General features: G+C 47.5%; 27 protein-coding genes and 1 tRNA gene. 8 read left to right on the top strand and 20 right to left on the bottom strand.

The genetic code is table 11. The annotated features are described in order from the left end of the window. Window positions 1–16: 16 nt before the first annotated feature. On the top strand, window positions 17–409 hold the full coding sequence (locus ACOTZB_RS17230; RefSeq protein ID WP_421627892.1) for a hypothetical protein: 393 nt from the start codon (window positions 17–19) through the stop codon (window positions 407–409). Window positions 410–669: 260 nt separating this feature from the next. On the opposite strand, the gene ACOTZB_RS17225 is transcribed toward ACOTZB_RS17230, so the two are convergent. The 6 genes from ACOTZB_RS17225 to ACOTZB_RS17200 all read right to left on the bottom strand — a co-directional run bounded on the left by ACOTZB_RS17225 (window position 670) and on the right by ACOTZB_RS17200 (window position 6468). After that, on the bottom strand, window positions 670–1152 hold the full coding sequence (locus tag ACOTZB_RS17225) for a Mov34/MPN/PAD-1 family protein (RefSeq protein ID WP_194401767.1): 483 nt from the start codon (window positions 1150–1152) through the stop codon (window positions 670–672). After that, window positions 1139–2944 carry a ThiF family adenylyltransferase gene (locus ACOTZB_RS17220; RefSeq protein WP_421627891.1) on the bottom strand — a complete coding sequence of 602 codons (1806 nt, stop codon included), beginning with the start codon at window positions 2942–2944 and terminating at the stop codon, window positions 1139–1141. Before ACOTZB_RS17220 ends, ACOTZB_RS17225 begins: the two co-directional genes overlap by 14 nt. Continuing rightward, window positions 2863–4164 carry a CBASS cGAMP synthase gene (locus ACOTZB_RS17215; RefSeq protein WP_194401769.1) on the bottom strand — a complete coding sequence of 434 codons (1302 nt, stop codon included), beginning with the start codon at window positions 4162–4164 and terminating at the stop codon, window positions 2863–2865. The genes ACOTZB_RS17220 and ACOTZB_RS17215 overlap by 82 nt, the downstream gene beginning before the upstream one ends. Then, the gene (locus tag ACOTZB_RS17210) at window positions 4161–5249 is read right to left on the bottom strand and encodes a CBASS cGAMP-activated phospholipase (protein WP_194401770.1); all 1089 of its coding nucleotides are present in this window, start codon (window positions 5247–5249) and stop codon (window positions 4161–4163) included. The genes ACOTZB_RS17215 and ACOTZB_RS17210 overlap by 4 nt, the downstream gene beginning before the upstream one ends. A 191-nt stretch (window positions 5250–5440) precedes the next feature. Continuing rightward, on the bottom strand, window positions 5441–6034 hold the full coding sequence (locus tag ACOTZB_RS17205; protein ID WP_194401771.1) for a hypothetical protein: 594 nt from the start codon (window positions 6032–6034) through the stop codon (window positions 5441–5443). Beyond that, a complete protein-coding gene (locus ACOTZB_RS17200; protein ID WP_194401772.1) occupies window positions 6031–6468 on the bottom strand; it encodes a diadenylate cyclase in 438 nt (145 codons plus the stop codon). The genes ACOTZB_RS17205 and ACOTZB_RS17200 overlap by 4 nt, the downstream gene beginning before the upstream one ends. Before the next feature lie 283 nt (window positions 6469–6751). Here ACOTZB_RS17200 and ACOTZB_RS17195 point away from each other — a divergent pair, with 283 nt between their 5' ends. Both ACOTZB_RS17195 and ACOTZB_RS17190 read left to right on the top strand, forming a co-directional pair. Beyond that, window positions 6752–7663, top strand: coding sequence for a helix-turn-helix transcriptional regulator (locus ACOTZB_RS17195; RefSeq protein WP_421627890.1), 912 nt, complete (start codon window positions 6752–6754; stop codon window positions 7661–7663). Further along, window positions 7656–8090 (top strand): hypothetical protein, encoded by a 435-nt coding sequence (locus ACOTZB_RS17190; protein ID WP_194401774.1) that lies wholly within the window; start codon window positions 7656–7658, stop codon window positions 8088–8090. Before ACOTZB_RS17195 ends, ACOTZB_RS17190 begins: the two co-directional genes overlap by 8 nt. Before the next feature lie 64 nt (window positions 8091–8154). Here ACOTZB_RS17190 and ACOTZB_RS17185 read toward each other — a convergent pair whose 3' ends face one another. From ACOTZB_RS17185 to ACOTZB_RS17155, 7 genes are all read right to left on the bottom strand, one after another. Further along, window positions 8155–8547 (bottom strand): hypothetical protein, encoded by a 393-nt coding sequence (locus tag ACOTZB_RS17185; protein WP_194401775.1) that lies wholly within the window; start codon window positions 8545–8547, stop codon window positions 8155–8157. Between the two features lie 62 nt (window positions 8548–8609). Then, window positions 8610–8936 carry a hypothetical protein gene (locus ACOTZB_RS17180; protein WP_194401776.1) on the bottom strand — a complete coding sequence of 109 codons (327 nt, stop codon included), beginning with the start codon at window positions 8934–8936 and terminating at the stop codon, window positions 8610–8612. Window positions 8937–9030: 94 nt separating this feature from the next. Next, window positions 9031–9249: a DeoR family transcriptional regulator gene (locus ACOTZB_RS17175; protein WP_265095231.1), complete on the bottom strand. Its 219-nt coding sequence runs from the start codon at window positions 9247–9249 to the stop codon at window positions 9031–9033. Continuing rightward, entirely contained in the window at window positions 9249–9740 is a 492-nt protein-coding gene (locus ACOTZB_RS17170) for a hypothetical protein (protein ID WP_421627888.1), read from the bottom strand. Before ACOTZB_RS17170 ends, ACOTZB_RS17175 begins: the two co-directional genes overlap by 1 nt. 12 nt (window positions 9741–9752) lie before the next feature. After that, window positions 9753–10184 (bottom strand): DUF2787 family protein, encoded by a 432-nt coding sequence (locus tag ACOTZB_RS17165; RefSeq protein ID WP_320715364.1) that lies wholly within the window; start codon window positions 10182–10184, stop codon window positions 9753–9755. 91 nt (window positions 10185–10275) lie between these two features. Then, window positions 10276–10713: a hypothetical protein gene (locus ACOTZB_RS17160; protein ID WP_194401778.1), complete on the bottom strand. Its 438-nt coding sequence runs from the start codon at window positions 10711–10713 to the stop codon at window positions 10276–10278. 3 nt (window positions 10714–10716) lie between these two features. Then, window positions 10717–11091 (bottom strand): hypothetical protein, encoded by a 375-nt coding sequence (locus ACOTZB_RS17155; RefSeq protein WP_194401779.1) that lies wholly within the window; start codon window positions 11089–11091, stop codon window positions 10717–10719. Between the two features lie 75 nt (window positions 11092–11166). On the opposite strand from ACOTZB_RS17155, the gene ACOTZB_RS17150 reads away from it, so the two are divergent. From ACOTZB_RS17150 to ACOTZB_RS17140, 3 genes are all read left to right on the top strand, one after another. After that, entirely contained in the window at window positions 11167–12342 is a 1176-nt protein-coding gene (locus ACOTZB_RS17150) for a hypothetical protein (RefSeq protein ID WP_421627887.1), read from the top strand. 308 nt (window positions 12343–12650) lie between these two features. Beyond that, the gene (locus ACOTZB_RS17145; protein ID WP_063162089.1) at window positions 12651–13505 is read left to right on the top strand and encodes a tyrosine-type recombinase/integrase; all 855 of its coding nucleotides are present in this window, start codon (window positions 12651–12653) and stop codon (window positions 13503–13505) included. Between the two features lie 98 nt (window positions 13506–13603). Further along, window positions 13604–15373 carry a DUF927 domain-containing protein gene (locus tag ACOTZB_RS17140; RefSeq protein WP_194401781.1) on the top strand — a complete coding sequence of 590 codons (1770 nt, stop codon included), beginning with the start codon at window positions 13604–13606 and terminating at the stop codon, window positions 15371–15373. Window positions 15374–15521: 148 nt separating this feature from the next. On the opposite strand, the gene ACOTZB_RS17135 is transcribed toward ACOTZB_RS17140, so the two are convergent. Together ACOTZB_RS17135 and ACOTZB_RS17130 are read right to left on the bottom strand one after the other, a co-directional pair. After that, the gene (locus ACOTZB_RS17135) at window positions 15522–16133 is read right to left on the bottom strand and encodes a hypothetical protein (RefSeq protein ID WP_194401782.1); all 612 of its coding nucleotides are present in this window, start codon (window positions 16131–16133) and stop codon (window positions 15522–15524) included. 338 nt (window positions 16134–16471) lie between these two features. Continuing rightward, window positions 16472–17668, bottom strand: coding sequence for a tyrosine-type recombinase/integrase (locus ACOTZB_RS17130; RefSeq protein WP_421627885.1), 1197 nt, complete (start codon window positions 17666–17668; stop codon window positions 16472–16474). Window positions 17669–17831: 163 nt separating this feature from the next. On the opposite strand from ACOTZB_RS17130, the gene ACOTZB_RS17125 reads away from it, so the two are divergent. Further along, complete coding sequence (locus ACOTZB_RS17125) at window positions 17832–17954, top strand: hypothetical protein (RefSeq protein ID WP_421627884.1); 123 nt, start codon at window positions 17832–17834, stop codon at window positions 17952–17954. An 866-nt stretch (window positions 17955–18820) separates the two neighbouring features. Here ACOTZB_RS17125 and ACOTZB_RS17120 read toward each other — a convergent pair. The 5 genes from ACOTZB_RS17120 to ACOTZB_RS17100 form a co-directional block, all read right to left on the bottom strand. Then, window positions 18821–20299 carry an HNH endonuclease gene (locus tag ACOTZB_RS17120; protein WP_421627883.1) on the bottom strand — a complete coding sequence of 493 codons (1479 nt, stop codon included), beginning with the start codon at window positions 20297–20299 and terminating at the stop codon, window positions 18821–18823. 472 nt (window positions 20300–20771) lie between these two features. Continuing rightward, window positions 20772–21170 (bottom strand): hypothetical protein, encoded by a 399-nt coding sequence (locus ACOTZB_RS17115; protein ID WP_125183079.1) that lies wholly within the window; start codon window positions 21168–21170, stop codon window positions 20772–20774. Continuing rightward, window positions 21167–21469, bottom strand: a complete 303-nt coding sequence (locus tag ACOTZB_RS17110) for a hypothetical protein (RefSeq protein ID WP_032619060.1) — start codon at window positions 21467–21469, stop codon at window positions 21167–21169. The genes ACOTZB_RS17115 and ACOTZB_RS17110 overlap by 4 nt, the downstream gene beginning before the upstream one ends. 800 nt (window positions 21470–22269) lie before the next feature. Next, a tRNA-Phe gene (locus ACOTZB_RS17105) sits at window positions 22270–22345 on the bottom strand. 95 nt (window positions 22346–22440) lie between these two features. Further along, window positions 22441–23157, bottom strand: coding sequence for a DUF554 domain-containing protein (locus tag ACOTZB_RS17100; protein WP_421627881.1), 717 nt, complete (start codon window positions 23155–23157; stop codon window positions 22441–22443). A 181-nt stretch (window positions 23158–23338) separates the two neighbouring features. Between ACOTZB_RS17100 and ACOTZB_RS17095 the strand changes: the two genes are divergently transcribed. Further along, entirely contained in the window at window positions 23339–25474 is a 2136-nt protein-coding gene (locus tag ACOTZB_RS17095) for an ornithine decarboxylase (RefSeq protein ID WP_421627880.1), read from the top strand. Window positions 25475–25507: the final 33 nt, after the last annotated feature.

Raw genomic sequence — 25507 nt, 5'->3', positions numbered from 1 at the left:
TAAAAGGACGTTAGAAATGAATAAATATCTGTCTGGTCTGTGTGTTGTTTCTTTTTTTTATTTTTCTTCAATAGGTTACGCGCACTCTGCGGGGCTAAATAAAGTTCAGGTTAGTATCAAACCCAGCAGCGCTAATGGAGGATATATCCCGGTAATTTCTGATGCAGATGAAATCGAGCCTTCTGATTTCAGGGAGTCGGATCTACAGGAGATGCAGGATAGCCTGAGGAAGATGAAGTCCGACAACCGCAAAGTCGACGAGCTAACTCAGAAGGTTTTACAGCTTGAGAGAAAGAATTCTGAGCAGGAGAGTAAGATCGAGCGATTGCAAAGAAGCCTTGATGACATGAAGCGGAGCAACGACAACCTTTCAAATCAGGTCAGCAGTTTATCCGGCAAAATTAAGTGATAAAAAGAGCCACCGCCTGTATTAACTTACCGGGCTATTAGCGTAAGCGTGCCTGCATTAAAGCCACGCTTATCAGCGCCCAGAAATCGGCCGAAGCCATATAGCAAAAACCCGCCACGAGGGCGGGTTCTTTAAATAGTGGTGCCCGGACTCGGAATCGAACCAAGGACACGGGGATTTTCAAAACTCGTGTCAAGTTTATGGTTCGATGTGGCCGCTTTTATCAGCCAAGGAAGCTCCGTGATTCTGGATGGAGCAAGTCAACCAGCATGTTCATTGGTGAGTGTTAAGCATTTGCCTTTCTCATAATAACCCCACCAGTCAAGTTGCTGACCAATGATAACTACGATAGATGGTCTGTCGTAGGGTAACCCTTTTTTCCAGCTTGAAAGATCGATGCCAGAAGGCGTTGGATTTGGTTCAGGGTGTGTGTGCCATTCGCCTATATAGGTAAGGAAGCCGCCAGACGTTAACCAGTGTTGATCAACTTGATGTTGATGGTGCTGTTTTTTACGAGTAAAGCCAAAGCGAGTTGCAACATCAGCAGGGCCTGGTTCTGTGATTTGAGTGATGATTATATGAGGTGGGCGAACTTCTCCGATTAGAACCCCTCCTTGTTCGCACTGATTCTTATGCAATTGGCGATATTTATTTAAAGCTCTCAGAGCAGCGGTTTCAACAATAACCAATCCTCCGCTCTGATTTCTTAGGACCAGCTCGGAATTGAGATCAGGAGCAAACACTACAACCTCCATATTTGGCTAGCTTTCGTCGTTTATGATGTACAACTTTACCTGTTGAATGCTGAGCGTAGGTCCATGGTAGTTTTTCATTGAGAGTATTCAAAACAGCTTCCTGAATCAGTGCTGCTGTGATTGTACTCACACTTGCGTCATAAGGCGTAAAAACGCTGCCACAAGAGTTACGATAGGGTGAGGGGGGCTTGTTGGATTCGCCGAGTACCGTAAGCTGTTGAGTACAGCCATAACAGGCCTTCCCATCATCGATCATCACAACAGATGCCATACCATAGGCGTCGTTATACCCGTGAATGAGAAAAGGTGGACGTCGAGACGAGCTGCGCATTAAATGGCTAAGCATTTTACCTGTGGGAGCATGTCCTGTTGCATCAATTACAATATCATAGCCATGAATCTTTTCTTCTTTCATTTCCATGCGATATGGTAGTGCATGGATGTTCAGACGACCTAAGGCGTCTCGTTTAAGATATTCACTCAAAGCTTCAGATTTATTCCAGCCTATATAAGTTGCTGGTAGAGCATGCCTGCTAAGATTACCTGGGGATAAGAAATCTCCATCGCAGAGGGTTAGTTTGCCTATGCTTCCTCGTCCGGCACCAACTTTAGCCAGTAGTTGGGCGGCAAAGCCCCCAATTGTTCCACAGCCGATTATTAGGATTTTCTTATTCTCAAGATCTAGAGGGGAAACGCGGTTTCTTTGTTGTATTTCTTGTCTACTTATTGAACGAACACTCAGGCGCAGCATTGCACTTGTTGCGTGTTTTGCTCTTAACATCGGGAGGACTGTACGAAGCTTTTGCCCATTCTTTTTTCCACCATGCTTGGTTTTTCTTTGGGCGTGGTGTTGCAAGACAGTACGTGCACTTGACTGGAAGTTGATCTCAAAACCAATTATTCCCTCATTAGCGATATCCAGTAAAGCGATCTGCCTGTCTTTAGTTAAATTTTTGAGTATTCCTCTCGCGAGGGAATCATGGGCAGCAAGGTCAGCAGATTTAAGCCAATCAAAAACTTCGCTAAGTGATTCTGGAGGCCATCTGACAGGAGCTAAATCGTTATGAGCTACTCTGACAATTGTCACATTGCTGTCTTTTTCCAGAGTTAATTCTTGGTTTCGTAGCCTGTACCAATCGTCCCTTTGCTGGGAGTCAGTGAATATAACTATTTCCTTGCTAGCTTGTCCTCCACTTGAGGTTACCGCTTGCAGGGATCTGTAGGAGAAATCTTCACTTGAAAGTACACCTGCATTCCCATAGATATAGGCATCAGTAAGCCCATCCCAATAATTTACAAATTCCCCCTGAAATTCCATTTGTCGCAGATCTCCAGCAGAGACAGCATTATTTAGGGCTTGCTGTATAAGGTGATCTAGCATCTCAATTACTGCTGGGGGATACTGTGGATTCCAGTCAGCGGTGTCTTGATTTACAAGACATAATCTCTGAAAACTACTGATGTGTGGAAGGGCTATACTAATAAACTTTTCTGGCCTACTGAGAATATAAACTTCCGGAAGGTGACTAAAATCTTCATCTGGATCTATGACGGCAACAGTAAAGTTACCCTCCTTGGTCTGGTAGATTTTGGTGTAAACATCCCAGTCCCTGTGCAAGGTAACTGGCAGATCGGTAATGTAGCGGCTTTCAGAATATTGAAAGCCGCTTTGCAGGAAAAGATTATGGATAGTCACTATTAACCGCTCGTCATAGAATCTTTCATTTGGTTTTGCGGCTGAGGTTGTCGCGGCTGCTGGTAGGCTGGCATTGAAGCCCAAGGCTTGATTATCTCCTCATTAAAGACCCCATCCCCAAACAGTTCATTTAAGAGTTGCAGTGCCTGGCTTTTGGTCGGCGAGTCTTTGAGTGCTTTATGAAGCGTTGAATGCAACTCCTCAGCCCTAGAAATTATCTTTTGGCTCGCAACCGTGTCCGTATTTGCTTTAGGGAATAATAAGCGTCCATCATCCGATGTGTCTGGACTTTTAACACCTTCTGTTAACTGTGATGACAACCTTTCTGTTACTGCTAACAAAAGCTCACTATGATCTAGTGAGTTTGGCATTTCAATGTTGTCGAAAGTATCGACCACACACTTCATTAGAGCGATAGAAGATAAGTGTGGGTGTTCCCATTGGACGTCACGCCAGGCTTTCAGATAACGACAGATTTGTCGCATCGGTTCCTTGTGGCGTTTTACTGCGTTTCTAAACCAGGTGGCAACTGTTTCAGGGTCTGATTTGATCCATTTATCACTTCCTCGGACGGCGAGATAAACGCAATCCTCATCAAGTTTCACGCTAGCAGATTTTGACATATAGCTTGCATTGCCCACTATGGAGTCCATTGCTATTCTTTTTGCTGCGGCCTTTCTGATTTCAAACTGGTCCTTAGGGATCGCGTACATAGGGACATCTACGTGTACATTCCTATTTTCAATGATTATGCGCCCGCAGTTAGGCATTTTTGATGCTTTCCATCCGGGATTTTCCTCAGCAAGTGACGCTAAGGACGCATCGACAAGTAAAAGTAGCAGACGGTGCCCAACCAACGGTTGCTCTCTGAACATATCCATTGGCATATATGTGCCATCATCGATGTCCATCTGTTGTGGAGGCATGTGGTAGGGCTTATTTAATGTCTTATAGTTATAGCTACCCTGAACCCAGAACCAGGGCTCAGTGTCGAGAAAGGCTCTGCGTGCATCATCGCCCATATTAAGTATGAGTGTTGCAACCTTCTGGATGTCTTCTTCGTCAAGATATCGCAGAAAGGTTTTCTTAACAGCGCTTTCAACAAGCAGCATATTAGTTGAATTATAAAGTGTGCTGTTCATCGTATTGATTACGTCTTTCGCTTCAGCAAACACGTTCTTTATACGGTTTCTTATCTTTTTCTTCAGTTCTTCAAGAAAATCTATATCGGCTTTAGACGGTTCCAATCTTTTCATGAGTCCATCGTTGGAGCCGGTAAAATATAAGTGTGCTGACCACTTCATTCTGGTTTTTCCTTACGATCAAGTGGATGGATGAAAGCCGGAGCCTCCATGCTAAAGAATGTCTTAAAGAGGTTATCATCACCGGTTGCCGTTGTTGCGACGGATTTTCCCCAGGCTACAAGAGCTTTCAATGATTCAGTACTCGCGTTATCCAGTGATATGAGTTGTGCCTGCTGATCGGGTACTGTTTCATCAAGTGAGAAATATCGCTCGGGGGCACCTTCATGATTGAGTGTTTTGTTTGCCATGAAGCCATGCATTTTCTGAGAGGAAGACATTACAGTTTCTATGAGTGCTTTGCCTCCGCCCCATAGCCCAACGTAACCCGGTGATAATTTAGTGATATTGTTGGGATTGATACAGAAATCATTCGATAGGGTACCGATATTTAGAATTTTGATATCTTCTGGTGCTAAACCCAAAAATTCTTCATCGTCAAGGTAGTTGAGTGCTTCATGGTACGCAACAAAGGAAGGGTTGTTTGCCAGTAACCCTCCATCAGCAAAATAGGCACTTTGGTTTTCAATATAATGAGGCAGGAAATATGTAGGTGCAGCGGATGTAGCCATTGCAACATCAATTAGATTAAATTGATCATCCCTTGTGAATCGAGAGTTATGGCAAGTTTTGATGTATAAAGGACGACCTGTACTAAGGTTGATCGTAGGGATAAGTAGGCGTCGTTTCAGCATCCGAACCGTTTTGCCATCTCCTATAATCCCCGTTACTTCTTTTTTGAGATGAGCAGCATTGTAGAGGGGGCACCATAAGCGTTTAACAAACTGATGGATACCTCGTAGCCAGCCGGGAATCCAACTATATCGAGGGAAGATTGCTGGGGCAGCAGTATGAAATTTAATCTGTAAATCTCTGGCTTTCTGTCCGTCAGCTAAAGCAATTGCAATGATCCCGCCAATAGAGGCACCTGTGATCATGTCAAAGTAGCTACCTATGGCCAGATCAGGGTTGTTGGTACGCTCAGCCATAACTCTTTCAAGTTCAGCAAGTATAGTTATCGAGAACAAACCGCGAACACCGCCCCCATTCAGGGACAGTATTTTGAATTGTTTTTGAGAGTCGTCCATGGAACCTCCATCGTTTTCAAACGTAGAATATGGGGTAATCTGAACAACATTCAAGGTCTTAATGAAAGAAATTTGAAGATAAAATCATCATTTTGTATAAAAAAACAGCAATAAGGCTTTGGGTACTATCTGTGATAAATATCTTAGGATATTTGCCCCCAGTGAGAGGGCTCTCAACTGCTGGCAGGTGCTTAGTCAAGACGTGTCAGCTCGTAATAGCCAACAGTTTTACGGCTTGTGAAGTAGTTCCCATTAAGTTTACGTTTACCTTTTAGGCTTAGTTTAAGAATTGCCGTTCCTCTATATGGGGCTTCTTCGTCAAAATTTGCTTTATGTTTAGGAGTTGTTAAAAAGACATAATAGAGTACTGCACGCCCAGTTTCTTCATCCTTCTTAGGTTTAGCCACCAAAGTCTGTGAGTCTGAGCCTTCGGCTTCAACATCCATTCCAATTTTAAGAAAGGTTTGCTTAATCGTTGCATTTGCTCGTGATGTACCTTTTTTATCTCCCCATTCCCAATGGATAACCATATCCCAGGTTCCATTTAAATCAGGGAAGAGCAGATCGTTTAATATAGGTAAAGCTTTCCATAGCCAGCGCCAACCAAAGTAAATAAGTGACAACAAAAGGGCATTGAGAAGTAGTGAACCTCCTGTTGCAATTGATACAGCAGATGAAAAAGTCATATTTTCATCGTATACAGCCCATAAAATCAGGCAGCATATAACTGCATAGGCTACTGCAATCAAGGATATAACTTTTCCGATCGGGATTAAATTTATCATTGTAGCTCCTCATAATGAATTTCCTTTCCGTTCTCAAATATAGAAAGACGCCCTCCTTCGCTTACAATGCCTGTAAGTTGTATTTCCTCGATGAAAGAACCATATAGAGCTGCAACGAAACGCCCTCCCACAAATCTTGATCTATCAAACCATACGTTAGGTATTATTTGAGGAGAAAAGTATTGTGCTATATATTTTATTTTTCCTGAGTCATCTAAAATGTGAAAGCCATCATGATATGTATTGTTTTTATTTGATATCTCGGAAAGTAAATCTAAGGTAGAACCATTCTGTATAGGATTTGTATCCCGCAGATTTGTTATGGAAAGGTTTTTGGTATCATTACAAATAATTACTCCGATCCCAGAGAAATCACTATGGCTAGATGTTTTCCAAATATCATGGAGTAATTCATACAGTAACTCTTTTGTCATTATTTGTTGTATGCTTATTGTTAGGGTGAGTGATTAATGCACATTATCCGATACCTTTTTTTATAAGGGAAGGGGTGATTTTCAACTGCATGAATTTTCAGTAGTAGAAGTATGCGCATCTATTGATGTGCATTGATGGACAGGTTGTGTCCCTTTTGTGATTGTTTTGCAAGATATTGATTTTAATGTTTTTTATTTTACTTGTGTATTGCAATGTGTGGACATAACCCGTCCACACGACTGCACATAATCCCGTTCCTGCTTCAGCAACCCGGATGCTGGAATGGACCGACACGACAAACTTGGATACCGACTTGGATTGATACTGACGCGCCTCAATAATGGCGAGTCACTGACCGTGAGGGATCTTGCTGACGAATTTAACGTTTGCGAAAAAACAATACGGCGTGATCTGACCGAGCGCCTTGCCTATCTTAATCTGCTCCGACAGGGTAAACAGTATCGGCTGCCTAAAGGTATACTGGGACAACGCAGCAACACGGATTTGCGCCGTTTTACCCGCATTCTCGGTATCGAAGGGCTGTTCCCCCGCTGGGAAGATCGCCTGCTGAACGTGCTCCTGGGAGACACCGAAAACAATCCCTTCCTGATCAAGCAACGCCCTTATGAGAATTGCGGTGCTTTCATGTCCACCCTCAACGCGATCTCCGGGGCGATTCAGGCATCACAGAAAATAACTTTTACCTATAAAGACAAAACGTTTTCGGCCACTGAACCTTATCGTGTCGTGAATGACAGAGGGCTCTGGTATCTCGCCGCCCGGCACGAAGGAACGTTGAAGAGTTTTGCCGTTTCCACGATGGCCCATGTGCAGGTCAGCAATATGCGATTCAGTCCTGATCCCTTAGTCAGTCAGCAGGTGGAACTTGCGGAAAGCATCTGGTATGGCGATGAACTCACCGAAGTGCTGATCGCTGTATCTGCCCGCGCGGCATCCTATTTCTCTCGCCGCAACATTTATCCCGGTCAGGAAATTATCCATACAACACCAGCCGGTGATTTGCTCATTATTTCCCGTGTGGCGCACCCCCGGCAGATTATTCCTCTTATCAAATACTGGTTGCCTGAGGTGGAAGTCATTAAGCCAGCTTCCATCCGCAATCAGATTATTGACGACATGCGCAGTGCGCTCACCCGATATGATGAAATGAATAGAGAAACATCAGATGAATAACGAAACGACTTTATACGACGATAATGACGCGGAAAATGCTTTTGAGGCGCTTGCAGTGGACTTACTGAGCGGGTTGCTGGGGGCGCATGATAATGCGCAAAATGCCGGACTGAAAGACTGGCTGGACAGCCCTTTCCCCGTTCAGCCAGAGGTTTTACTCAAACATGCCGCATTTATCTGTGAGCGATTTCAGGCCGGGGACGACAGCCACCTGCTGATGCACGGCATTGATGAACAACTGGCGGCGATGACGCTTTCCCGTAAGGAACGCTTCAGCCCGATGAATAAAGGGGTGGTTGGATATTCTGCTCCTCGTGACCTGGATAAAGTGAATGCGTTACTGAAGGTCATTATCACCTGGTATGAGTGCGAAATCGTCCGGTTGAAGGTGAAGTATGGCGAAATCACGCCGCCGGGCAAAAAATAAACCGCACCAGTGAGTCATTGAGAAGGGAGAGCACAACGCTCTCCCTTCTGTTATTGATTGGCTGTCACAGTTTGACGATGCCACTTTTTAGCGCCAGCCGGACACACTTGTTAGCTTCCTGCATAATGACATCGTGCGGATACATATTCATTGCACGATACCCGTCTGATTTCGCCATTTTTCCTTCCATGCCTGCATTATCCAGAATGGCTTTCCACGCATCACGTATTTTCTTCGAGTCCTTTTCGCCCACGCCGCCGGAAAGCGTGCCAAACAGCTCCTTGTTGTTGTCGCCAATATTTTTGTATTCCTTTGCATCCGGGTCCAGCAGCATGGCCATTTGCGTTGACTGACGGGTGGCCTCATAGCAACGGCCCGCTGTTTCCAGTGGGATTAGAGCGGCGGATGCTGAAGCAGATGCTGCCAGAATGCATGTGGTGAGAATGATGTTTTTCATTAATTTAACCTGTGAAAAATGAAGAGGTTTGAATTCAGTTATTGATAGCGTCAGGCCGATGACTATTCATCGCCTTTGCGGTTGGCGGAGGAACTGTAATAGCTGACGCATTTATCGGAGAAAGCTGCCTTCTGATAAGCCCGGGGAAGCTCATTTTCCAGAGCATCAGAGTTTTCATTAATTGATTCCTGGTCAACGCCGTGGCGGGCCAGTTCGTTGTGCAGCCAGCTTTTGGTGAAAGCGATGTCACTTCCACTGGACTTCATAAGCCCTTCATTGCCGTCCAGAGCCAGATAACAGCTCACCCGGTTTTCAACCTGAACCAGTCCGGCATGAGCGCTGACAAGCGGGATGAACGAAATAAACAGTGCAGTACAAATCTTGTTCATGATGTTTTTTCCTTAAATAACAAGCCATGCGGGATATCGCCGAATAAGCATATCGGGTGGGCTGGACAGGTTATGACCACAGGGGAAAGAATTTTCAGCGATGGATGAAAGCACGTCGAAGTTGTGCTGAGAGACGCCAGCAACCGGGGGAAGCGGGCTCCATGATGCAGCCCATGCGGGCAAGGTCACGGCGGGCTGTGCGGGATGAAATCCCGAAGTGTTGTGTGAGCACACGGACTGACAACGTCTTCCCCTGACAGAGCAAAATGACGCAGTGGCAGAGGCGTTCAGCAAGTTTTTCAGCGCGGGCCATCAGTCCTCCCATACGCGCCAGGTATTCCCGCGTTGCAGTCGTTTAAGCTGGCGATGCAGGACTACGGCATTATCCGGTCTTCCGGTCAGGCACTCTGCTGTGAAACGGTGGCAGTTCTCCTTCAGCAGGTGATACTGACGTCTGGAGCCCAGCGCCCGTAATGCCCGACCGGCTGCGGCGATATTTCCAACCGGCAACCGTCCCTGACAGTCGGTATAGACCGACATGGCAGGGTTCAGGCCATTCAGCCTGGCCATAAATCCTTTGCGGTTGCTGCACAGCACCTCGCCATCACCGGACAAATGCACAATCCGGTTATTGCCGGTGTAGATACCGCTGTGGGTGGCATAGCCGCCTGCCAGTTCGCACCAGACGATACCGCCTCTTGCCGGTTCGTCCACCGTGTCACGAATAACATTGTCGGCAAAGCTTTCCGCAAGACTGAACAGAGGCCGGTATATCACCAGCCGGGAAATAAGCGTGAACAGCATAAAGCCTCCTTATTAGTCCGGGGAAACGGTGACGGTGAAGACATCCATCGCGCAGTACGCCACAAAATTTTCCTGCCAGAGCGTCCAGAACTCGCTCAGCTCATGGTTGAGCGGCAGCTCTCCGATAAGGTAGTGCCAGGCATAGCGCTGCGACCAGCAGATATCAAATTCCTTTGCCAGTTCGGGCCAGACCCGGCCCTGCCAGCTGAAGTCGGTGAGGTAATCCAGTTGCCATATTTCAGGCTGTTCGCTGCGGATAAGGCGAATTTCTACCGGATGCCAGCCACCGTTTTCAGCGCTGTACTCCGGGTCACGAAAGTTCAGCACGACATTCTGACAAGTGTCAGGCAGTGCCGCGAGGTGTGTGGTTATCAGCGCGATAAATTCGTTACTCAGGGGAAGGTCAAGAGTGGGCTGGTGCAACGTGGGTGAATTAGGGATCACAGATAATCTCCTTTATAGCGATATAAATTAGGTTGCCTTCGGCAGTGCAAAGGTCATGAAGGAAGGGGGAGAGCAAGGGGGATAAAGGGGGTCAGGCAGAAGGGGGGATTGTCAGCAGTTTTTCCAAGCGCTTTTCCCAGTCCGGGTAACAGCGATGACTGAACGCCCCGCCTGAACCCTCTTCGGTGAGACAGATATCAGCACAACGAAGAATGGCGGCGAGGAAACCCGCATTATTGCGGCTGGCGCTGGTAAACAACGGGCGCAGAGCCGTAGAGGTGAAATCGCCGTTTTCATGGGCTTTCAGAACACCAGATATAGCGCTCAGGGCAATCCATTCCCGGGAAAACAGACCGCCACTGTCGTTGGCGGTAATGCGCACCCCCCGTTCCCCGTCCTGATTTTCAGTCATCTCCCAGTGCAGCAGGCCAGTGGAATGCGGATTAATTTTCTCGGCCTCACCAGTAAGAACGCAGAGGTCGTTTTGGGTTTCAGTTGTGGAAACTGGTACAGGTTTGGTCTTTTTCATTGGTTAATATCCTGAAGGTGCAGCCATAGCGATAAGTTCAGCAGCCCTGGTAAAGGTCGCAGACGACGGGAACAGCAGATAAAAGCCCTGCCCTGAGTCGCTGAGAATGGTCAGGGCAAGAAACAGCGAAGCATCCAGACGAATGACGTATTCGACATTGCAGGCCAGATGGTGCAGGTAAGTGGTCAGTTGTTCAGAAAGGTGCTTCTCCTCGCGGGGAAGCAGATACAGCAGTTGGGTTTGAGTTTCCTCCCACAGCGCCGTTGCCGCAGTGAGGCTGCTGTCAGCGCATTCAGTGAGTTCGTTTACCAGTTGCAATTGCTGAACCGGTGACACGGGCAGGCAGAAAGCGTCTGCCGGAGACTGTATAATGTGCATTGCGGTGTCCTTATTAATAATGGGCACCAGAATAATATGTGTCTGATTTGAATATTTATTACAGGGAAAATACGTATGAGTCTGGATAAGGAACTGAATTATTTTCTGGCAAAACTGAGAAAGCATCAGGATATACGTTATCTTCAGGGTGTCACGCCTGCGACCTTGTTCCGTTTTTTAAATGGCAGCGTCCATCTTAGTCACATCGCGGAACCGGCCAAAAATTCCGTGCTGAACGTTCTGCAGGACCCGGACCAGGCTGATTTTATCTCTTCCTTTTTTTCCGATTTACGTTACCGGGGGAAGGGGCTAAAAACACAGGCCTTCAGGGATAGCCTGATGTGGAGTTATATCCGGCTGTATCACCCGCAGCACCTTAAGGTAAATATTTATCATGATGCTTATGTTTTTAATCAGATAAATGCACTGGAGACATTCTTTGATACTTATTGTTTAGGCACCAGTGGCGTTTATTTTCCGGCAATGGATAATCTTTATGCAAATGGCAGCCTGTCTTTTTTCCCCACTATCAGGGGCCTTTCACATTCTCCCTTTGACCGTCGCACGTGTAATGATGCCCTGAAGACCATCCGAAAGACGGGGATGGACTCTCTGTATGTGCTGGATAAGGATTTAATGAAGGTACTGAGTTTTTCCGCCCAGGACGGGATACAGCAGGTTATGCAGCTCTGCCAGCCGGCGGATCCGGCATCGGCGACAGCGATTATTGAATATGCGCTGCAGCTGTACCGGGAATGCAGAAAGGATGCTGATGATTTTGCAAATAACTTTTCTGTCAGTGATTACAATGAAAAAAGAAAGGTGCTGGAAAAGAAAATCGCCTTTGATACCGTTTTCCTCTATGTGCTGTTGACCGACTTTTGTGATGCAGGCGGGTTTGGGGCCTTTGACAAAAAGGCGCTGAACACGATTAAGCCTGTCCGGCCAACACTTTCCTATATAAAAAACCGTTTCGGTTTATCCAGCGATAACGTTCTTTCCCTGCAAAAATACATTGTCGTGAAGGCGGTGCTTTATGCTGTGCTGAAAAGAATGCAGGCAGACAGCAGTACGCAATATACCCGGCTACGTTTTCTCCGGGAGATTGATAAACATTATGCCTGGCTGGATGCAAATACTTCTCGCCGGAATGAGGATATAAACAAGCTGATAGACAGTGACACCCATGAGCATTGTATCAAAGCGCTGTGGAATGTCAGAACGTCTGTTGAACTCTTCACTGTGGGGTAGCCACATACCCCGCACCGGGGCCGTTGGTCCGCGTGCCCGGTGCTGTGCACCTGTTACATTCGACATCACATCTGGTAAATAAAAGCAAGCGCCTTCAAAATTAAATGTCTGTTTTTATTGGTTTTTTTATGTGGGCTGGACATGAAATCCCGGTATTTAATCCGGGCTGACTGGCTTCCCATAAGAGAACGGCTCCGATAAAGTTAGCCCCGTGCTGTAGACGGAAGCACACACCTTAACGGCGTTACACTAACGGAGGATAATTAATATGAAGACATTATGCCTTACCCTGAATACTGCTGACTGTGATGAAGCTTGCTGACTTGTTCTTGAGGTATCTGGAATACTCCAGAATACACAAGAAATCTTTTGCCTCAGACCAGTCAAAAGTTAACAACTACTTTTTGCCGAAACTGGGGCATATTGACCTGGATATGATAAGCAGGCGTGATATTGCTGATTATATCCAGGGGCTTAATGGCCTGAAGCTCTCAACGCGAAATCGCCACATTTCGCTACTCAAGGCCATTTTTACCTGGAGCGTGGAGTTTAATTATATTTCATCGTCTCCGGTAGCCGGATTTAAAACATTCCGGGAACCGGCATCATTACGGCGGGCTATGGAGCCGTCGCAATTTTCTGCCTTTATGCTGGTGCTGGATGATGACATTAAGCAGGAGCCCCGGGACACGCTTTTAATTCTGGCTTTTCTTGCGCTGACCGGCATGAGGCTGGGCGAGGCGCGCTCTGCTGATATAAAGAATATTAACATGAGCAAGAAAACACTGTTCCTCAATGATACAAAATCAGGGGATTCGAGGCTAGTGCCCTTATGCCAGAAAGCAATGGATATTGTTCTGCTGCAGATGAGCAGATATGGCAATGCGGGGCTGCTTTTTCGCTCGGGAGCCGGTGGCAGAGTCAGCGAGCCCCGACGGCTTATGACGGCAATATGTGAAAGGGCGGGGATTGAGCGCTTTACTATCCACGAGCTTCGCTATACCGCCGGAAGTGCAATGCTGGCTGCGACCCGGGACGTTTATGCCGTTAAACGGTTTCTCGGACATAAATGCATTAGTACGACCACTTTATATGCGCAGTACTTTGGCATTCAGCAGCACGACGATGTCGAACGCGCAATGGCGCTGATGCTGAACCGCTGAGAGTAGTCATTAAACCTTAAATCTGTATTACGGAATTCATTCCCTTTAACCGGGAAGGGGATTCTACAACCTGAATTTAACCTGAATAAGGATTTATCATGTCTAACATTAATAAAAAAAATGAACGTCGTTTACCGGAAGGTTTTGCTGAAGAGAATGGTAGATTGTATTTTTGCCATGAAGATGACGATAAAAAGAAACTTGTGTCCAGTCATTCACTTGAACCTGTGGCAAAGGCCTGTAATCGTGCCGGTAACGGGAACTGGCATATTATTTTAAAGTGCGCCAACCATAGTGGTGCAGAAGTTGAAATGATTATCTGCATGAAAAAGGTGAAGAAGAGCACCGATTCTGTTATCAGCCAGCTTGCAGGTAAAGGTATTTTCGTTGATGACAGTAAGTTATTCCTGGTGTTCCTGCAACGGTCATGTGAAATGGACCTTCCAGTCTATCGTGTGGCGATCCGCCCGGGCTTCCAGCCTGAAGAGCTGGTGTTTCAGTTTGGTCCTTATCCCATTTTTGTGGCCGGGCGGGAGGGGATCCAGGGTGTGATTCCGGGCGAAGGGATGATGGTAAATAACACCATTGCAGTCGCGGGCTCGCTTGAACAATGGCAGGAACAGGTTGCCAGGAAAGTCTGCGGCATGGCACCAAAACTTGCCATTCTGGTGGGGCTGAGTTCATTCCTTCTGCCTTTGCTGGGCGAAAGTGGCGCTATTTTTCATCTGTGTGGCGACAGTTCGACCGGCAAAACCGCGGCATTACAGGTAGGCGCAAGCGTGAATGGTCAGGCTGCTGAGCCCGGCAGCGGAAGTCCAACCCAAATCCAGCGCTGGAACGCGACCTCAAATGGACTGGAATTGCTGATGGTCATGAATAATGGCACCACATTAGCCCTCGATGAGCTGGGTTCTTTCACGGGTAAATTTTTTGCTGAAACGCTGTATGACATTGTATCCGGTGCAACGAAATCGAGAATGGACCCGGAGACTCTGGGGATGGCGCGACAATCTACGTGGGTGCAAAACGTACTGTCTACGGGCGAGCTGACGATTGTAGACAGAATTCGCCTTGAAAAGTCTCAGGTGATGGATGGAATGTTACATCGTGCCCTGTCGATCCCCGTCATGGCGGAGGACTCCCGCAGCGAGAATGAAAGCATTGATGCAGCCAGACAGCGTATCAGCGATATCAAGACTAGTCTGCTGACCTGCCATGGTAGTGCCGGTTATGAGTTCGTGCAGTGCCTGACGCATCTGGCAGACGAAAGTGAGAACTATTTCGACTGGAAAACGACATCGGATATTATGAAGTCATCGCTGAACGAATTTCATGATGAAATGAACCGGCGGCTGCACGCGGGGCTCACTACTCTCAGCTCTGTTGAAAGCCGGGCGCTGCGTCGTTTTGCCATTCTGTATATGACCGGAGCCTTCGCCGCGGACTGGGGTATCCTGCCATGGCAATGCTCAGATATTGCTGATGTGACATTCGAAGCGTTCGGACGCTGGTTGCAGCACTATCGCAGCGATGCAGGCCGCAAGGAGAATATCCTGATTGCTGTTCAGAACTTTATCGCTGTGAACCGTTCAAAACTGATTGACGCAAAAATGCCCTCTTTTGCGTCTCAGAAAACCGATATTGCCGGGTATATACTGGATGACGGAAGCTATTTGCTCCTCCCCGATACGCTCGATAAACTGGGCAATAAGTGGGGGTTGTCTGCGAAAAATTTGGCCCGCCTGGTCGATGAGGCTGGCTATCTTACTCGCCCGGAAGGCGATCGGCTCACTGCACGCAGGACCATCCGCAAAGTCAATGTGACGGGCTACTGTTTCTCCGCTGATTTTGCAAAAGCCAGACTCTGAGTTCTTACTCATTGATATCAAAGGCCGCCCGCGCAGGCGGCCTTTATCATGTCACTTATTAATCAGATGACCCGGCAAATGTCCTGGCATTGCACGTGATTCGCCCTGTCGACTTCCTTCCATAAAAATACGCCGGAAACGACTAGTTTTAGATTGTAAATACATTTAACGCTCTTAAATCAACGAGGGCACCAATCCGCTTTAAATAATCGTCACCAACCAGCTGGGGATGGTAAACCATGTTTTCATTAAATGCAGAGTAGTGTTGAAACGCACAGCGGCCAATTGCCGATGGAACATTATTCACAATGCCATATGTGGTACCAAATGTAAGGTCTATTATTTCCATGTTCGGCGTCGTCAGCCACGCATGCAAATTTATCGTTCCGATACCTGACGTCGGATCGCCCAGATTATTTTTTAGTGTTTCTTCACATGTATAAAAGACCGGACTTTTATCATAATCCACATAGCCTAAAGTATAATAGAGCGGAGTTTGTAAGGCTTCCTCTAAAGCATCCTGTGCGAAATACATGTATCCAAAGCACTGCTGTGAGACCTCTTTTGGCGTGTGGTTTGAAGCGATTTCCTGAATGACGTTGAGTGCGGCTTCGCCCTTATCACCCGTCAGAAAAGGTGTTTTGCTCAACCTGACCCTGGGGACTTCAAGTCCCCATTTTTTTGAGCGTTTTACAGCAGATGTGAACTCAGTCTCATAGTTCACGTTCTTACTCAGCCTGCCCATTAATCTTCTGAACATCACACCCTCCTTGAACTGGTTAAACCGACTGTTCTTTAGCAATCCGCGTTTCCATGCTAACAGTGGTATTGTGCTTAAAAAGTTGTTACCAGTATAATGGTAAGAAATTCTCAATAATATTATAAATAATATAAATTTCTATTATAACCCGATTTATTATTGGGTAGGCTGGCTGAGATAACATGAGTCTGGCAATCCCTGACGACACGCATAATCATTAGTGAGACTAATGGGGTGGAGCACTGTTCTTCCCTCTGAATTTGCCAAAGCCAGCTTCAGCATTCTTGCCGGTCGATGCTGCAGGTCGCCCGCAAAAGCGACCTGTATTCTGCCTGCGGTCAGTCTGGTTGCCCGGAAAGGGCCAACGCATTGCCGATATGCTGCTCAATCAACTGTCCGGTCGCTTTCAGTCGCTGTGGATGCAGATGGGCATAACGCTGTGATGACTGGATACTGCGATGCCCGAGCTGAGCCTGAACGTCATATAAGGTGCCTCCCCGTGAAACGATTAATGCGGCAACCGAATGACGGCAGGTGTGAATGCAGACCTCCTCATCGTAGATACCTGCCCGCCGGATAATGCGCCTGAAGGCCTTGGTCACATTGCAGACCGGTTTACCCGGAATTTTGCCACCAAACATCCAGATATTGCCGCCGAAGCGGGGTAGTTCATCAATCAGCTTTACCGCCCAGTTGTTGAGGTGAACCAGTCGCCCTGAGCCGTTCTTGGTTTCCGGTAGCCACAGCGTTCCCTGTTGCTTATTGTAATGTACCCATTTTGCCAGCCTCAGCTCGTCACGCCGCAATCCGGTCAGCAGTAGTAAACGAATATAAATCCCGACTACACGGCTGTTGTCCTCGCTGGCAGCCTCGAATATGCGCCGGATTTCCGTTTCCGAGAAATAACGCTGGCGGGCGTTATTTTCACGCAGAAGTGGGATGTTTGCCGCCGGGTTCACCGTCACCATCTCATGACGCAGTGACCATCTGAGGAGGGCTTTCAGCAGAGCAATCACCCGGTTATTGGTGGCGGGCTGACAGGTTTCGCAGAGCGATGACTGAAGATGAGTAACGTGACGGGGCGTAATTTCATTAAGCAGTAGATTTCCCATCACTGGGGCTATATGGTCGCGAAAGCGCTGCTCATCCTTATTCCAGCTCTTTTTATGCAGCCTCGCCCACGGGAAATAATACTGACTGAAGGCTTCCTGAAGGGTAGGAATGGCCCGGCATTTGTCCCGCTCGTAACGCGGGTCAGTGCCGGTGGCTATCTGGCGTTTCATCTCAGTGGCAATCTTTCGGGCGGTCGTGACATCAATCTCCGGCCAGTGACCAATACTGATGGCGCGTTTGCGGCCCTGCCAGAGATAGCGTAAGAGAAATTTCTTTTTGCCTTCTCCTTTGCCAACCAGACATTTGAGCCCGCTGATTTCGGTATCGCTGTATTCCGCTTCACGGGAGAGGGCATCAGGTTCATTAGGGGGCAGGCCATCAATGAGGCGGTGAGTAAACTTAAAACGGCGTGGTGTGGACATGCAGAAGTCTCCTTATGCAGGGGTGATTAATACGTTAGTGAGGTCAGAAAGTGAGGCAGGGAGGGAAGAGTCCCGTGCCTCAGCGTGTTATGTGAGCCGTGGAAGAAAAGGCTGCATGGATATGTTGTGGCAATGACGATCCTCAGTTAGTGGGGGAGGTGAGATGAAATTCTCCGGTCTTTCTCTGGTCTTCTCCGCAATTTTCCCGGTGAAATTCCCGAAAACGGGAGGTGAAAAAGCGTTGCACCATAACGGTTTAACTGGTCATTTCCCCGTTTCCCCGTGAAAATGACATTGGGTTAGCATTGAATGAAAGAGATTGGTATTCGATTAACTGAAAGATACTGATAGCAATTGATTCATATGAATAATATATAAGTGAACGTGTATGTGAAATCAGTTGTTAAATAGTATGCTGCTATGATATGTCGCAAAAAACCTAACTAATTGAGGTGAATATTAATGATTGATGTGACTGCAAAAAAATATTAATCTCGCTAAGTTTCCACGTTTACAGGAGTCCAAAATACAAATAGGTTTCGATGAGTTATAGAATTTATGAAGATATATTGTGAAAGGATTTCATGTCAGAATTATTTTTTTGATGTTTTAGTTATGGTTCTTGTTTAAAATGAGTTTGTTAAGTTTAATCAATGCACGTAACCATAAAAATATAAAAATTCACTCAGGAGTAATCATTTATCTACGCACTGTAAAAAATAAGCGGGAAAACGGGAGATTTGAATCAAAGCGTTGGTATGCAAGGGATGTGTCGATCTCTCTAGCGGGAAAACTGCGGAGGAATTGCGGGGAAGTGGCGGGGAAAAACTTCACTGTTGATGCTGATCAGTCTTTTTGGTTGGCTCTTGCTCGCATTATGTATAGTGTTAGTCTGACTAAACTCGGTGAGTGTGACAAAGACAGTAATTTTTGCAGTTTTAGGTGAAGTCTAATGGGTTGAGTGATTTCGGCTATGCTCCCGACAGATTAACATGCTACATCGTTAACTACGTCAGCGCTTGGCTAACGAAGCTAAATGTTCGCTGTGAGCGAGAAGCGGAAGTTGGCACTTTTGTGGGGTCAGTCCAAAGTTCCCACAAAAGTGATTACAGAAAAAGTTGCTATTCAGTGTTTCAATTGCCCTAAATACTCTCAAGTATTAAAGCTAAGCCAGCGTTCTAACAATCCTGATTTGTTCAAAGAAACTGAGTGATCATTTATTTTTTTACCTTCCAACGTACTTTTAGCAAAGTATGTACAATTAGCTTTGAAATGCACTGTAAGAGCATCAGGCTTGATAGCCATCAATCCAGCGTCAAAAAGACGATGCAAACAAGCAAGCATAAGCACCCCATTCGAAGTGTTATTATTCCCCGTTCCTACTGGCTCAATATGAGCGGCTTCTAACGCTTCTCCGCTATTCGTAATGGCGCAACGATAACCAAAGTTAGCGGCTACACGTTCTTTAAAATCGTTCTGATTGGTACGGGTACGAACAATGCGATCAGCAAACAAAGCTTGCTCGATAGAATCATCTAGGGTAACAGCGTAGGAGGAATCATTAGCAACAGATGCTATAGGTGCTTCTACAAGCGTTTCTACGGCCTCTGTAATGGTGCTAGTGTATTCAGAGGTAATAATCGTTTCTAGAGGACGTACAGGCGTTTCTACAGGGGCTTTATAAGGCTTACAGACACTAAGAAAATCATGTATCTGTAATGCTGTCATATTCTCTTTAATTGCATCACGTTTAAACGCTTCAACCATTGCAGCACTGTAACCTTTCTCTACAAACAACCTGATCCACTTATCACTAAATGCTTCTGGTGTTTTGGCAACAGGAATAGAAACAACGGGCTCTCCTGGCTCGTTAGCTGGCAATACAGGCAACTCAATGACAATATCAACAGAGTCAATAGGTGCTTCATTTTTTACAACTAGCTTAGGTGTACTTACGCTAGCATGATGAACATCTTTAGTATGATCTACAAATCCACCAAATGATTTAAAGTCAATTTTGCATTCAATACATGAAATAGGACGTCTTAATAATGCCGTGTCGATCCGTCTTTGTTCTACTTTAGATAAATTGATCTCATCTTGCTTAACTTTTGCTATGTGCCAGGGATCAGATTTAATCTTTCCCTCATTAAGTAAAGTATTAGATTTAACAATTCTTTTTGTTCTGACTGAAGGAGGTTTTTTATCGTTATTGAGTTTATCTAGGGTTGCACTTAAAATAATTGCTTTAGCTTTCTTAGTGGCTTGTTTTTTAGATAAACCAGATACAATAAAGTCTTGTATTAGCTTTGAATAAAGTTGAGGGTTATTTTTACGCTTTTGGTTATCTAACTTGCGTTTTTGGTTGTATATTTCCATTTTTTCAGGAGTTAAAGCACCTCCCGCACTACGGATAGTACCTGATGTAGCGAACGGCCTCTTGCCGTTCATATTCTTTTTTACTTGCTCTTTTCTAACTCTAACTTTAGCTGTAGGAGCTTCTACACCGAAATCATGAAGGCTATCATCTTGAGTGCTGATCAGAACCTTTCTAACATCATCGGGAATAGGTTTACCTTCACGGCTTGCTCTACCCCATGCCTTGATAGCTTCTAAGCGTGTCATTTTCATGTGAACACCTGAAAAATATGTAGATATGCGCGAGTATATAAACCATTCTTATCAATCGTCTAGCCCTGCTGTAAGTATCCCTATAAAACGAACCATTATTTTTAGAGGGCTTCTGGCACTCCAAGTTCCGCTTTTGGCACGGAACGGACCTTCATTGACGCTATGCCAGACCTAAATTGCTGCTCAGCAGGGATTTTAACGCCGCCATTAACTTCACTTACTGGAGGCTTAACAGTGGCTGGGAAAAGTTGGTTGACGGAGGGCTGATAACCGATTTTATTGAGAACCGTGAACAAGTCCGGGAATCCTTTCCGGGATTGTGAGGGGTTGAGTAAGCCTAGCTGCGCGGTATGTTGGCGCTGGCCTGTATTTGAATAAGATTATTGTAGCATCCAAGATTGGTACTCCAGTGAAAATGGCAGAACTTGTCATCTGCCTTGAAATTAATTTTCATCTCCAGCTATTGCCACATTTATTTGCGCTTGCGCAGTGATTTACGGATCGGGGTAGGTGCCGAAGATTTAGATTTCAGACGCTCCCATTTTTCGCGCAGTGATGGACTAAGGCGAGGGAAATGCACTATATGAGAGGACGATAGCCGTCCTTGTATCTTCATAATTGGCATTGCACAGGAATCGCTTGCTACCTCCATCTCAACCAGAGCTAAATCTCGCTGAACTGTATTTTCGAACGTCCAGACAAAGCCATCAGGGTGGCAAAGGATTTCATCAGAAAAACCTTTGTTGGCAGCAAATCCGTTGCTCCAGAGTTCCATGTTGATACGCCGAATAGTGTTTGCAGCGTATTTCTGACGGTTAGACCCATCAAGTTCATTGATGCAAACTAACAACGAGGGTGTACGTGAATTCAATCTGGGTTCCCTCCATTAATGCATGACAAAAGATATTCACTGCTAAGTTTGCGAAATTTCGACGCTGATTCATGGCGGATCAGACTGTAGCTGGTATGGCTGATCTGAAACATGCACCAACCGCGTACAATTAATTCTGATGAAAGCATCATCAAAAAACTCTGGTCAACAAAGTCGCGTTGAGCGAGCACTCCAATACCTTTCAGTGACATTTGAAAGCGAGTGATGGCTTTTTGTTCGTTTAGGTTTTCCATTGCATCATGGATCAGCTCTGCAACCTCTGAAGGCGGTTTGGTCATACTGTATTCCTCTGTAAAGTGATACAACTATCCTAGTCATCTCTCGATAAATAATCAATTTAAATGTGAGTGATAAGGGTATCCGGTATCCTTATTGCTGTATTTATCGATTTTGACGCGTTCTGTTGGATAAGATAGAAAAAGCGGTTTAGTAGCAAAATGCGAATGCGCGAGCAGCCATTTGCGGGTGTACCGCTGCTTGAAAAACTAGCAGGCTTCCCGATGATCGCTACTCCGGCAATAGATACAAGGTGGGGCTATTTTTCCATTCTTAAATAGCGGTTTCGTGACCTTTCCACTCACTTGTTAGTAGCCGGAAAACTATTTCCATCAAGCCATGACTTGCTTCCTATTGATTTGCACAGTGGTGATTGCAACATCTACTTCTGGCTGTGAGTCCAAACAGAATTGTTAATAGCATTACTAGTACTGAATTTAGCTGGAAGTGAGCAAATTATTTGCGAACAGCGCTCTAGTAAAATGAAGTCATACCAGGCGCAGTTACGCAAATGATCTGGAGCGAAGCAATTAGGTTTTCCTTCTCCAGACCGGACAAAGACCGGATTTTGCCTTGCTGTGATGAATCCACCAGACAGGCATAGAAGTTGGAGTTGTGTTTATTGCCCGTTTGAAACCCAAAAGAAGACGGCACTGTGACCGCAAGGGCAGGGAGTAGCTAAAAGGAAATGCTCAGGCTGGATGGAAGAGGCCGAGTGATGGTAACTGTGGCTAAGATGACCAGAAATCTACCGGAACCCCAGAAAGCAAAAACCCAGCCATAGGCTGGGTTCTTTAAAGAGTGGTGCCCGGACTCGGAATCGAACCAAGGACACGGGGATTTTCAATCCCCTGCTCTACCGACTGAGCTATCCGGGCAACGGGGCGCATTAAACCCGATCTGCCCCGTGGCGTCAACGAAAAATGTTGTTTTCGTTACAGACTGCGCAATCTCTCACCATTTCGCCGCATCCTTAAGCGAAAAAGTGCGTCCAGAGCGCGGAGAGCGGTATGGCGAGCAGCAAGGCGGGCAGCATGTTCACCACGGCAAACATCTTGATCCCACAGATGCGCAGCCCGGTAGCCAGCAGCAGCAGGCCGCCGACGGCGGTAAAGTCTGCCATCATCGCCGGCGTGGTTAGCGGGAGAATCAACGTGGCGCAGGTCGCGAGCGCGAGCTGGATAAGCAGCATCGGGACGCAAATCGCCGCCACGGCAACGCCAAGAGTAGTGGCGAAAATGGTGGCGGTGAAGAAATCAAGAAACGCTTTCGCAATCAATATGCTTGGGTCGCCGGTCATCCCTTCCTGCATTGAACCGAAAATCCCGGTGCCGCTGGCGCAAAACAGAATGATGATGGCGACATAGTTTTGAATAAACGACTCGTGCGTGCCGTGTTTCGCCTTGCCGCCCGGTCGGGTAATCAGGTTTTTGGCTCTGCTCACCGCGCTGTTAATGCCTTTTTCCAGATAGCAGAACTCGCCAATCAGCGCGCCGAGCAGGGTGGCCAGCACCATCACCGGCAGGTTGGCGCATTTGATGACTAAAAGAATACCGATCCCTAACGATGCCAGGCCGAATATTGAGGGCATGGAGGTGCGAATACGCTCCGGCAACCGCTGGCTCAGCACGGCGCCGAGTATGCCGCCCAGCAATACGGCGCCTGCGTTAATAAATGGCCCGATAACCAAAGTTAACTCCTGTTATTTAATCATTGATAGTGCATTATTATGGCACGGCAGGGCTGCGCGAGCCTTAGCTTTGGTTGGTTTAGTGCATACTGATTCCTTCTTGCACCTCAAAATAAAAGGTGACATTATTGCGCGAATTTTCTCCTTCCTGTCTCACCGCCCGGTGAGGGTAACTGCGCCTATGAAAACCATGAAAATTGCCGTCAGCCGCGAGCTGCTCTCCACTGTGTCTACGCACCGCGAAAAGGTGACGCTGGACAGCACTGATTTTACCGATGTGGCGGCCGTCGTCATCACAACAGCTGAAAGTCGCAGCGGCATTCTTGCACTGCTGAAACGCACGGGCTTTCATTTACCAGTGTTTATTTTCTCGCAGGAGCCAACGGACGTACCCGACGGCGCCACCGCGGTCATCTCAGGTAAAGCTCAGGAGTTTCTGGAACTGGAGAGCGCTGCCAGCCGTTACGAAGAGAATCTGCTGCCGCCTTTTTTCGACACCCTGAGCCAGTATGTGGAGATGGGCAACAGCACTTTCGCCTGTCCCGGACACCAGCACGGCGCCTTTTTCAAAAAACACCCGGCAGGGCGACAGTTCTATGATTTCTTCGGTGAGAACGTGTTTCGCGCCGATATGTGCAATGCCGACGTGAAGCTGGGCGATCTGCTGATCCATGAAGGGTCCGCCAAGCACGCGCAAAAGTTCGCGGCAAAAGTGTTCAATGCGGACAAAACCTACTTCGTGCTGAACGGTACGTCAGCGGCCAACAAGGTGGTGACCAACGCGCTGCTGACCCGCGGCGACCTGGTGCTGTTCGACCGCAATAACCATAAGTCTAACCACCACGGGGCGCTGATCCAGGCGGGCGCCACGCCGGTTTATCTTGAGGCCGCGCGTAACCCGTTTGGCTTTATTGGCGGAATTGACGACCACTGCTTTGACGATGCCTATCTGCGGGATCTTATCCGCGAGGCGGCGCGGGAAAAGGCCGACGAGGCGCGTCCGTTCCGCCTGGCGATCATTCAGCTTGGCACCTACGACGGGACGATCTACAACGCCCGCCAGGTGATCGACAAGATCGGTCATCTCTGCGACTACATCCTCTTTGACTCCGCATGGGTGGGCTACGAGCAGTTTATTCCAATGATGGCGGAAACGTCCCCGCTTTTGCTGGAGCTGAACGAGAACGATCCGGGGATTTTCGTGACCCAGTCGGTGCACAAACAGCAGGCCGGGTTCTCGCAAACGTCGCAGATCCATAAAAAGGATAACCACATTCGCGGTCAGGCGCGCTTCTGTCCGCACAAGCGGCTGAACAACGCGTTTATGCTGCATGCCTCCACCAGCCCGTTTTATCCGCTGTTCGCAGCGCTGGATGTGAATGCCAAGATCCACGAAGGTGAAAGCGGACGCAGGCTGTGGGCGGAGTGCGTCGAGCTGGGGATTGAAGCGCGCAAGGCGATCATTGCGAATTGCCATATGATCAAACCGTTTATCCCGCCGGTGGTGGCGGGGCGGCCGTGGCAGGATCATCCGACGCACGCCATCGCCCGCGAGCTGCGCTTCTTCAGCTTTGAACCGGGGGCCAAATGGCACGGCTTTGAGGGCTATGCCCGCGAGCAGTACTTTGTCGACCCGTGCAAGCTCCTGCTGACCACGCCGGGCATTGATGCCGAAACCGGGGAGTACACCGATTTCGGGATCCCGGCGACGATTCTGGCGCACTACCTGCGCGAAAACGGCATCGTACCGGAGAAATGCGACCTCAATTCGATCCTGTTCCTGCTGACGCCTGCCGAAAGCAGCGAGAAGCTGGCGCAGCTGGTGGCGATGCTGGGCCAGTTCGAACAGCATATTGAAGACGACACGCCGCTGGCGGACGTGCTGCCGACGATCTTCCAGAAATACCCGGTGCGCTACCGGGATTACACACTTCGCCAGCTGTGCCAGGAGATGCACGATCTCTACGTCAGCTTTGACGTGAAGGATCTGCAGAAGGCGATGTTCCGCAAGGAGAGCCTGCCGGAGGTGGTGATGAACCCGCAGGATGCAAACCGGGCCTATATTCGCGGTGACGTGGAGCTGGTTCGCATTCGGGATGCCGCAGGGCGCATTGCTGCCGAAGGGGCGCTGCCCTATCCGCCGGGCGTGCTGTGCGTGGTGCCGGGTGAGGTCTGGGGCGGGGCGGTACAGCGTTACTTCCTCGCGCTGGAGGAGGGCGTCAACCTGCTGCCGGGCTTCTCGCCGGAGCTGCAGGGAGTTTACAGCGAGAAGGATGCTGACGGGATTAAGCGGCTGTATGGGTATGTATTGAGATAGTGCGGGCTGTTGCCCTCACCCTAACCCTCTCCC

The organism is Enterobacter cloacae complex sp. SHL020, from assembly GCF_049236945.1.
Classification (GTDB): Bacteria; Pseudomonadota; Gammaproteobacteria; order Enterobacterales; family Enterobacteriaceae; genus Enterobacter; species Enterobacter dykesii.
The sequence above is the reverse complement of the archived record's forward strand: the minus strand, read 5'-3'. Positions and strand labels throughout refer to the sequence as shown.

Excerpts from the sequence above, each read along its gene's own strand:
- ACOTZB_RS17180 (WP_194401776.1), bottom strand. The coding sequence starts at position 8,936 with ATGAACAAGATTTGTACTGCACTGTTTATTTCGTTCATCCCGCTTGTC.
- ACOTZB_RS17160 (WP_194401778.1), bottom strand. The coding sequence starts at position 10,713 with ATGAAAAAGACCAAACCTGTACCAGTTTCCACAACTGAAACCCAAAAC.
- ACOTZB_RS17205 (WP_194401771.1), bottom strand. The coding sequence starts at position 6,034 with ATGATAAATTTAATCCCGATCGGAAAAGTTATATCCTTGATTGCAGTA.
- ACOTZB_RS17170 (WP_421627888.1), bottom strand. The coding sequence starts at position 9,740 with ATGCTGTTCACGCTTATTTCCCGGCTGGTGATATACCGGCCTCTGTTC.
- ACOTZB_RS17195 (WP_421627890.1), top strand. The coding sequence starts at position 6,752 with ATGGACCGACACGACAAACTTGGATACCGACTTGGATTGATACTGACG.
- ACOTZB_RS17140 (WP_194401781.1), top strand. The coding sequence starts at position 13,604 with ATGTCTAACATTAATAAAAAAAATGAACGTCGTTTACCGGAAGGTTTT.
- ACOTZB_RS17185 (WP_194401775.1), bottom strand. The coding sequence starts at position 8,547 with ATGAAAAACATCATTCTCACCACATGCATTCTGGCAGCATCTGCTTCA.
- ACOTZB_RS17135 (WP_194401782.1), bottom strand. The coding sequence starts at position 16,133 with ATGTTCAGAAGATTAATGGGCAGGCTGAGTAAGAACGTGAACTATGAG.
- ACOTZB_RS17210 (WP_194401770.1), bottom strand. The coding sequence starts at position 5,249 with ATGGACGACTCTCAAAAACAATTCAAAATACTGTCCCTGAATGGGGGC.
- ACOTZB_RS17095 (WP_421627880.1), top strand. The coding sequence starts at position 23,339 with ATGAAAACCATGAAAATTGCCGTCAGCCGCGAGCTGCTCTCCACTGTG.
- ACOTZB_RS17155 (WP_194401779.1), bottom strand. The coding sequence starts at position 11,091 with ATGCACATTATACAGTCTCCGGCAGACGCTTTCTGCCTGCCCGTGTCA.
- ACOTZB_RS17175 (WP_265095231.1), bottom strand. The coding sequence starts at position 9,249 with ATGGCCCGCGCTGAAAAACTTGCTGAACGCCTCTGCCACTGCGTCATT.
- ACOTZB_RS17110 (WP_032619060.1), bottom strand. The coding sequence starts at position 21,469 with ATGACCAAACCGCCTTCAGAGGTTGCAGAGCTGATCCATGATGCAATG.
- ACOTZB_RS17190 (WP_194401774.1), top strand. The coding sequence starts at position 7,656 with ATGAATAACGAAACGACTTTATACGACGATAATGACGCGGAAAATGCT.
- ACOTZB_RS17215 (WP_194401769.1), bottom strand. The coding sequence starts at position 4,164 with ATGAAGTGGTCAGCACACTTATATTTTACCGGCTCCAACGATGGACTC.
- ACOTZB_RS17150 (WP_421627887.1), top strand. The coding sequence starts at position 11,167 with ATGAGTCTGGATAAGGAACTGAATTATTTTCTGGCAAAACTGAGAAAG.
- ACOTZB_RS17145 (WP_063162089.1), top strand. The coding sequence starts at position 12,651 with ATGAAGCTTGCTGACTTGTTCTTGAGGTATCTGGAATACTCCAGAATA.
- ACOTZB_RS17125 (WP_421627884.1), top strand. The coding sequence starts at position 17,832 with ATGAAATTCTCCGGTCTTTCTCTGGTCTTCTCCGCAATTTTCCCGGTG.
- ACOTZB_RS17120 (WP_421627883.1), bottom strand. The coding sequence starts at position 20,299 with ATGAAAATGACACGCTTAGAAGCTATCAAGGCATGGGGTAGAGCAAGC.
- ACOTZB_RS17130 (WP_421627885.1), bottom strand. The coding sequence starts at position 17,668 with ATGTCCACACCACGCCGTTTTAAGTTTACTCACCGCCTCATTGATGGC.
- ACOTZB_RS17200 (WP_194401772.1), bottom strand. The coding sequence starts at position 6,468 with ATGACAAAAGAGTTACTGTATGAATTACTCCATGATATTTGGAAAACA.
- ACOTZB_RS17230 (WP_421627892.1), top strand. The coding sequence starts at position 17 with ATGAATAAATATCTGTCTGGTCTGTGTGTTGTTTCTTTTTTTTATTTT.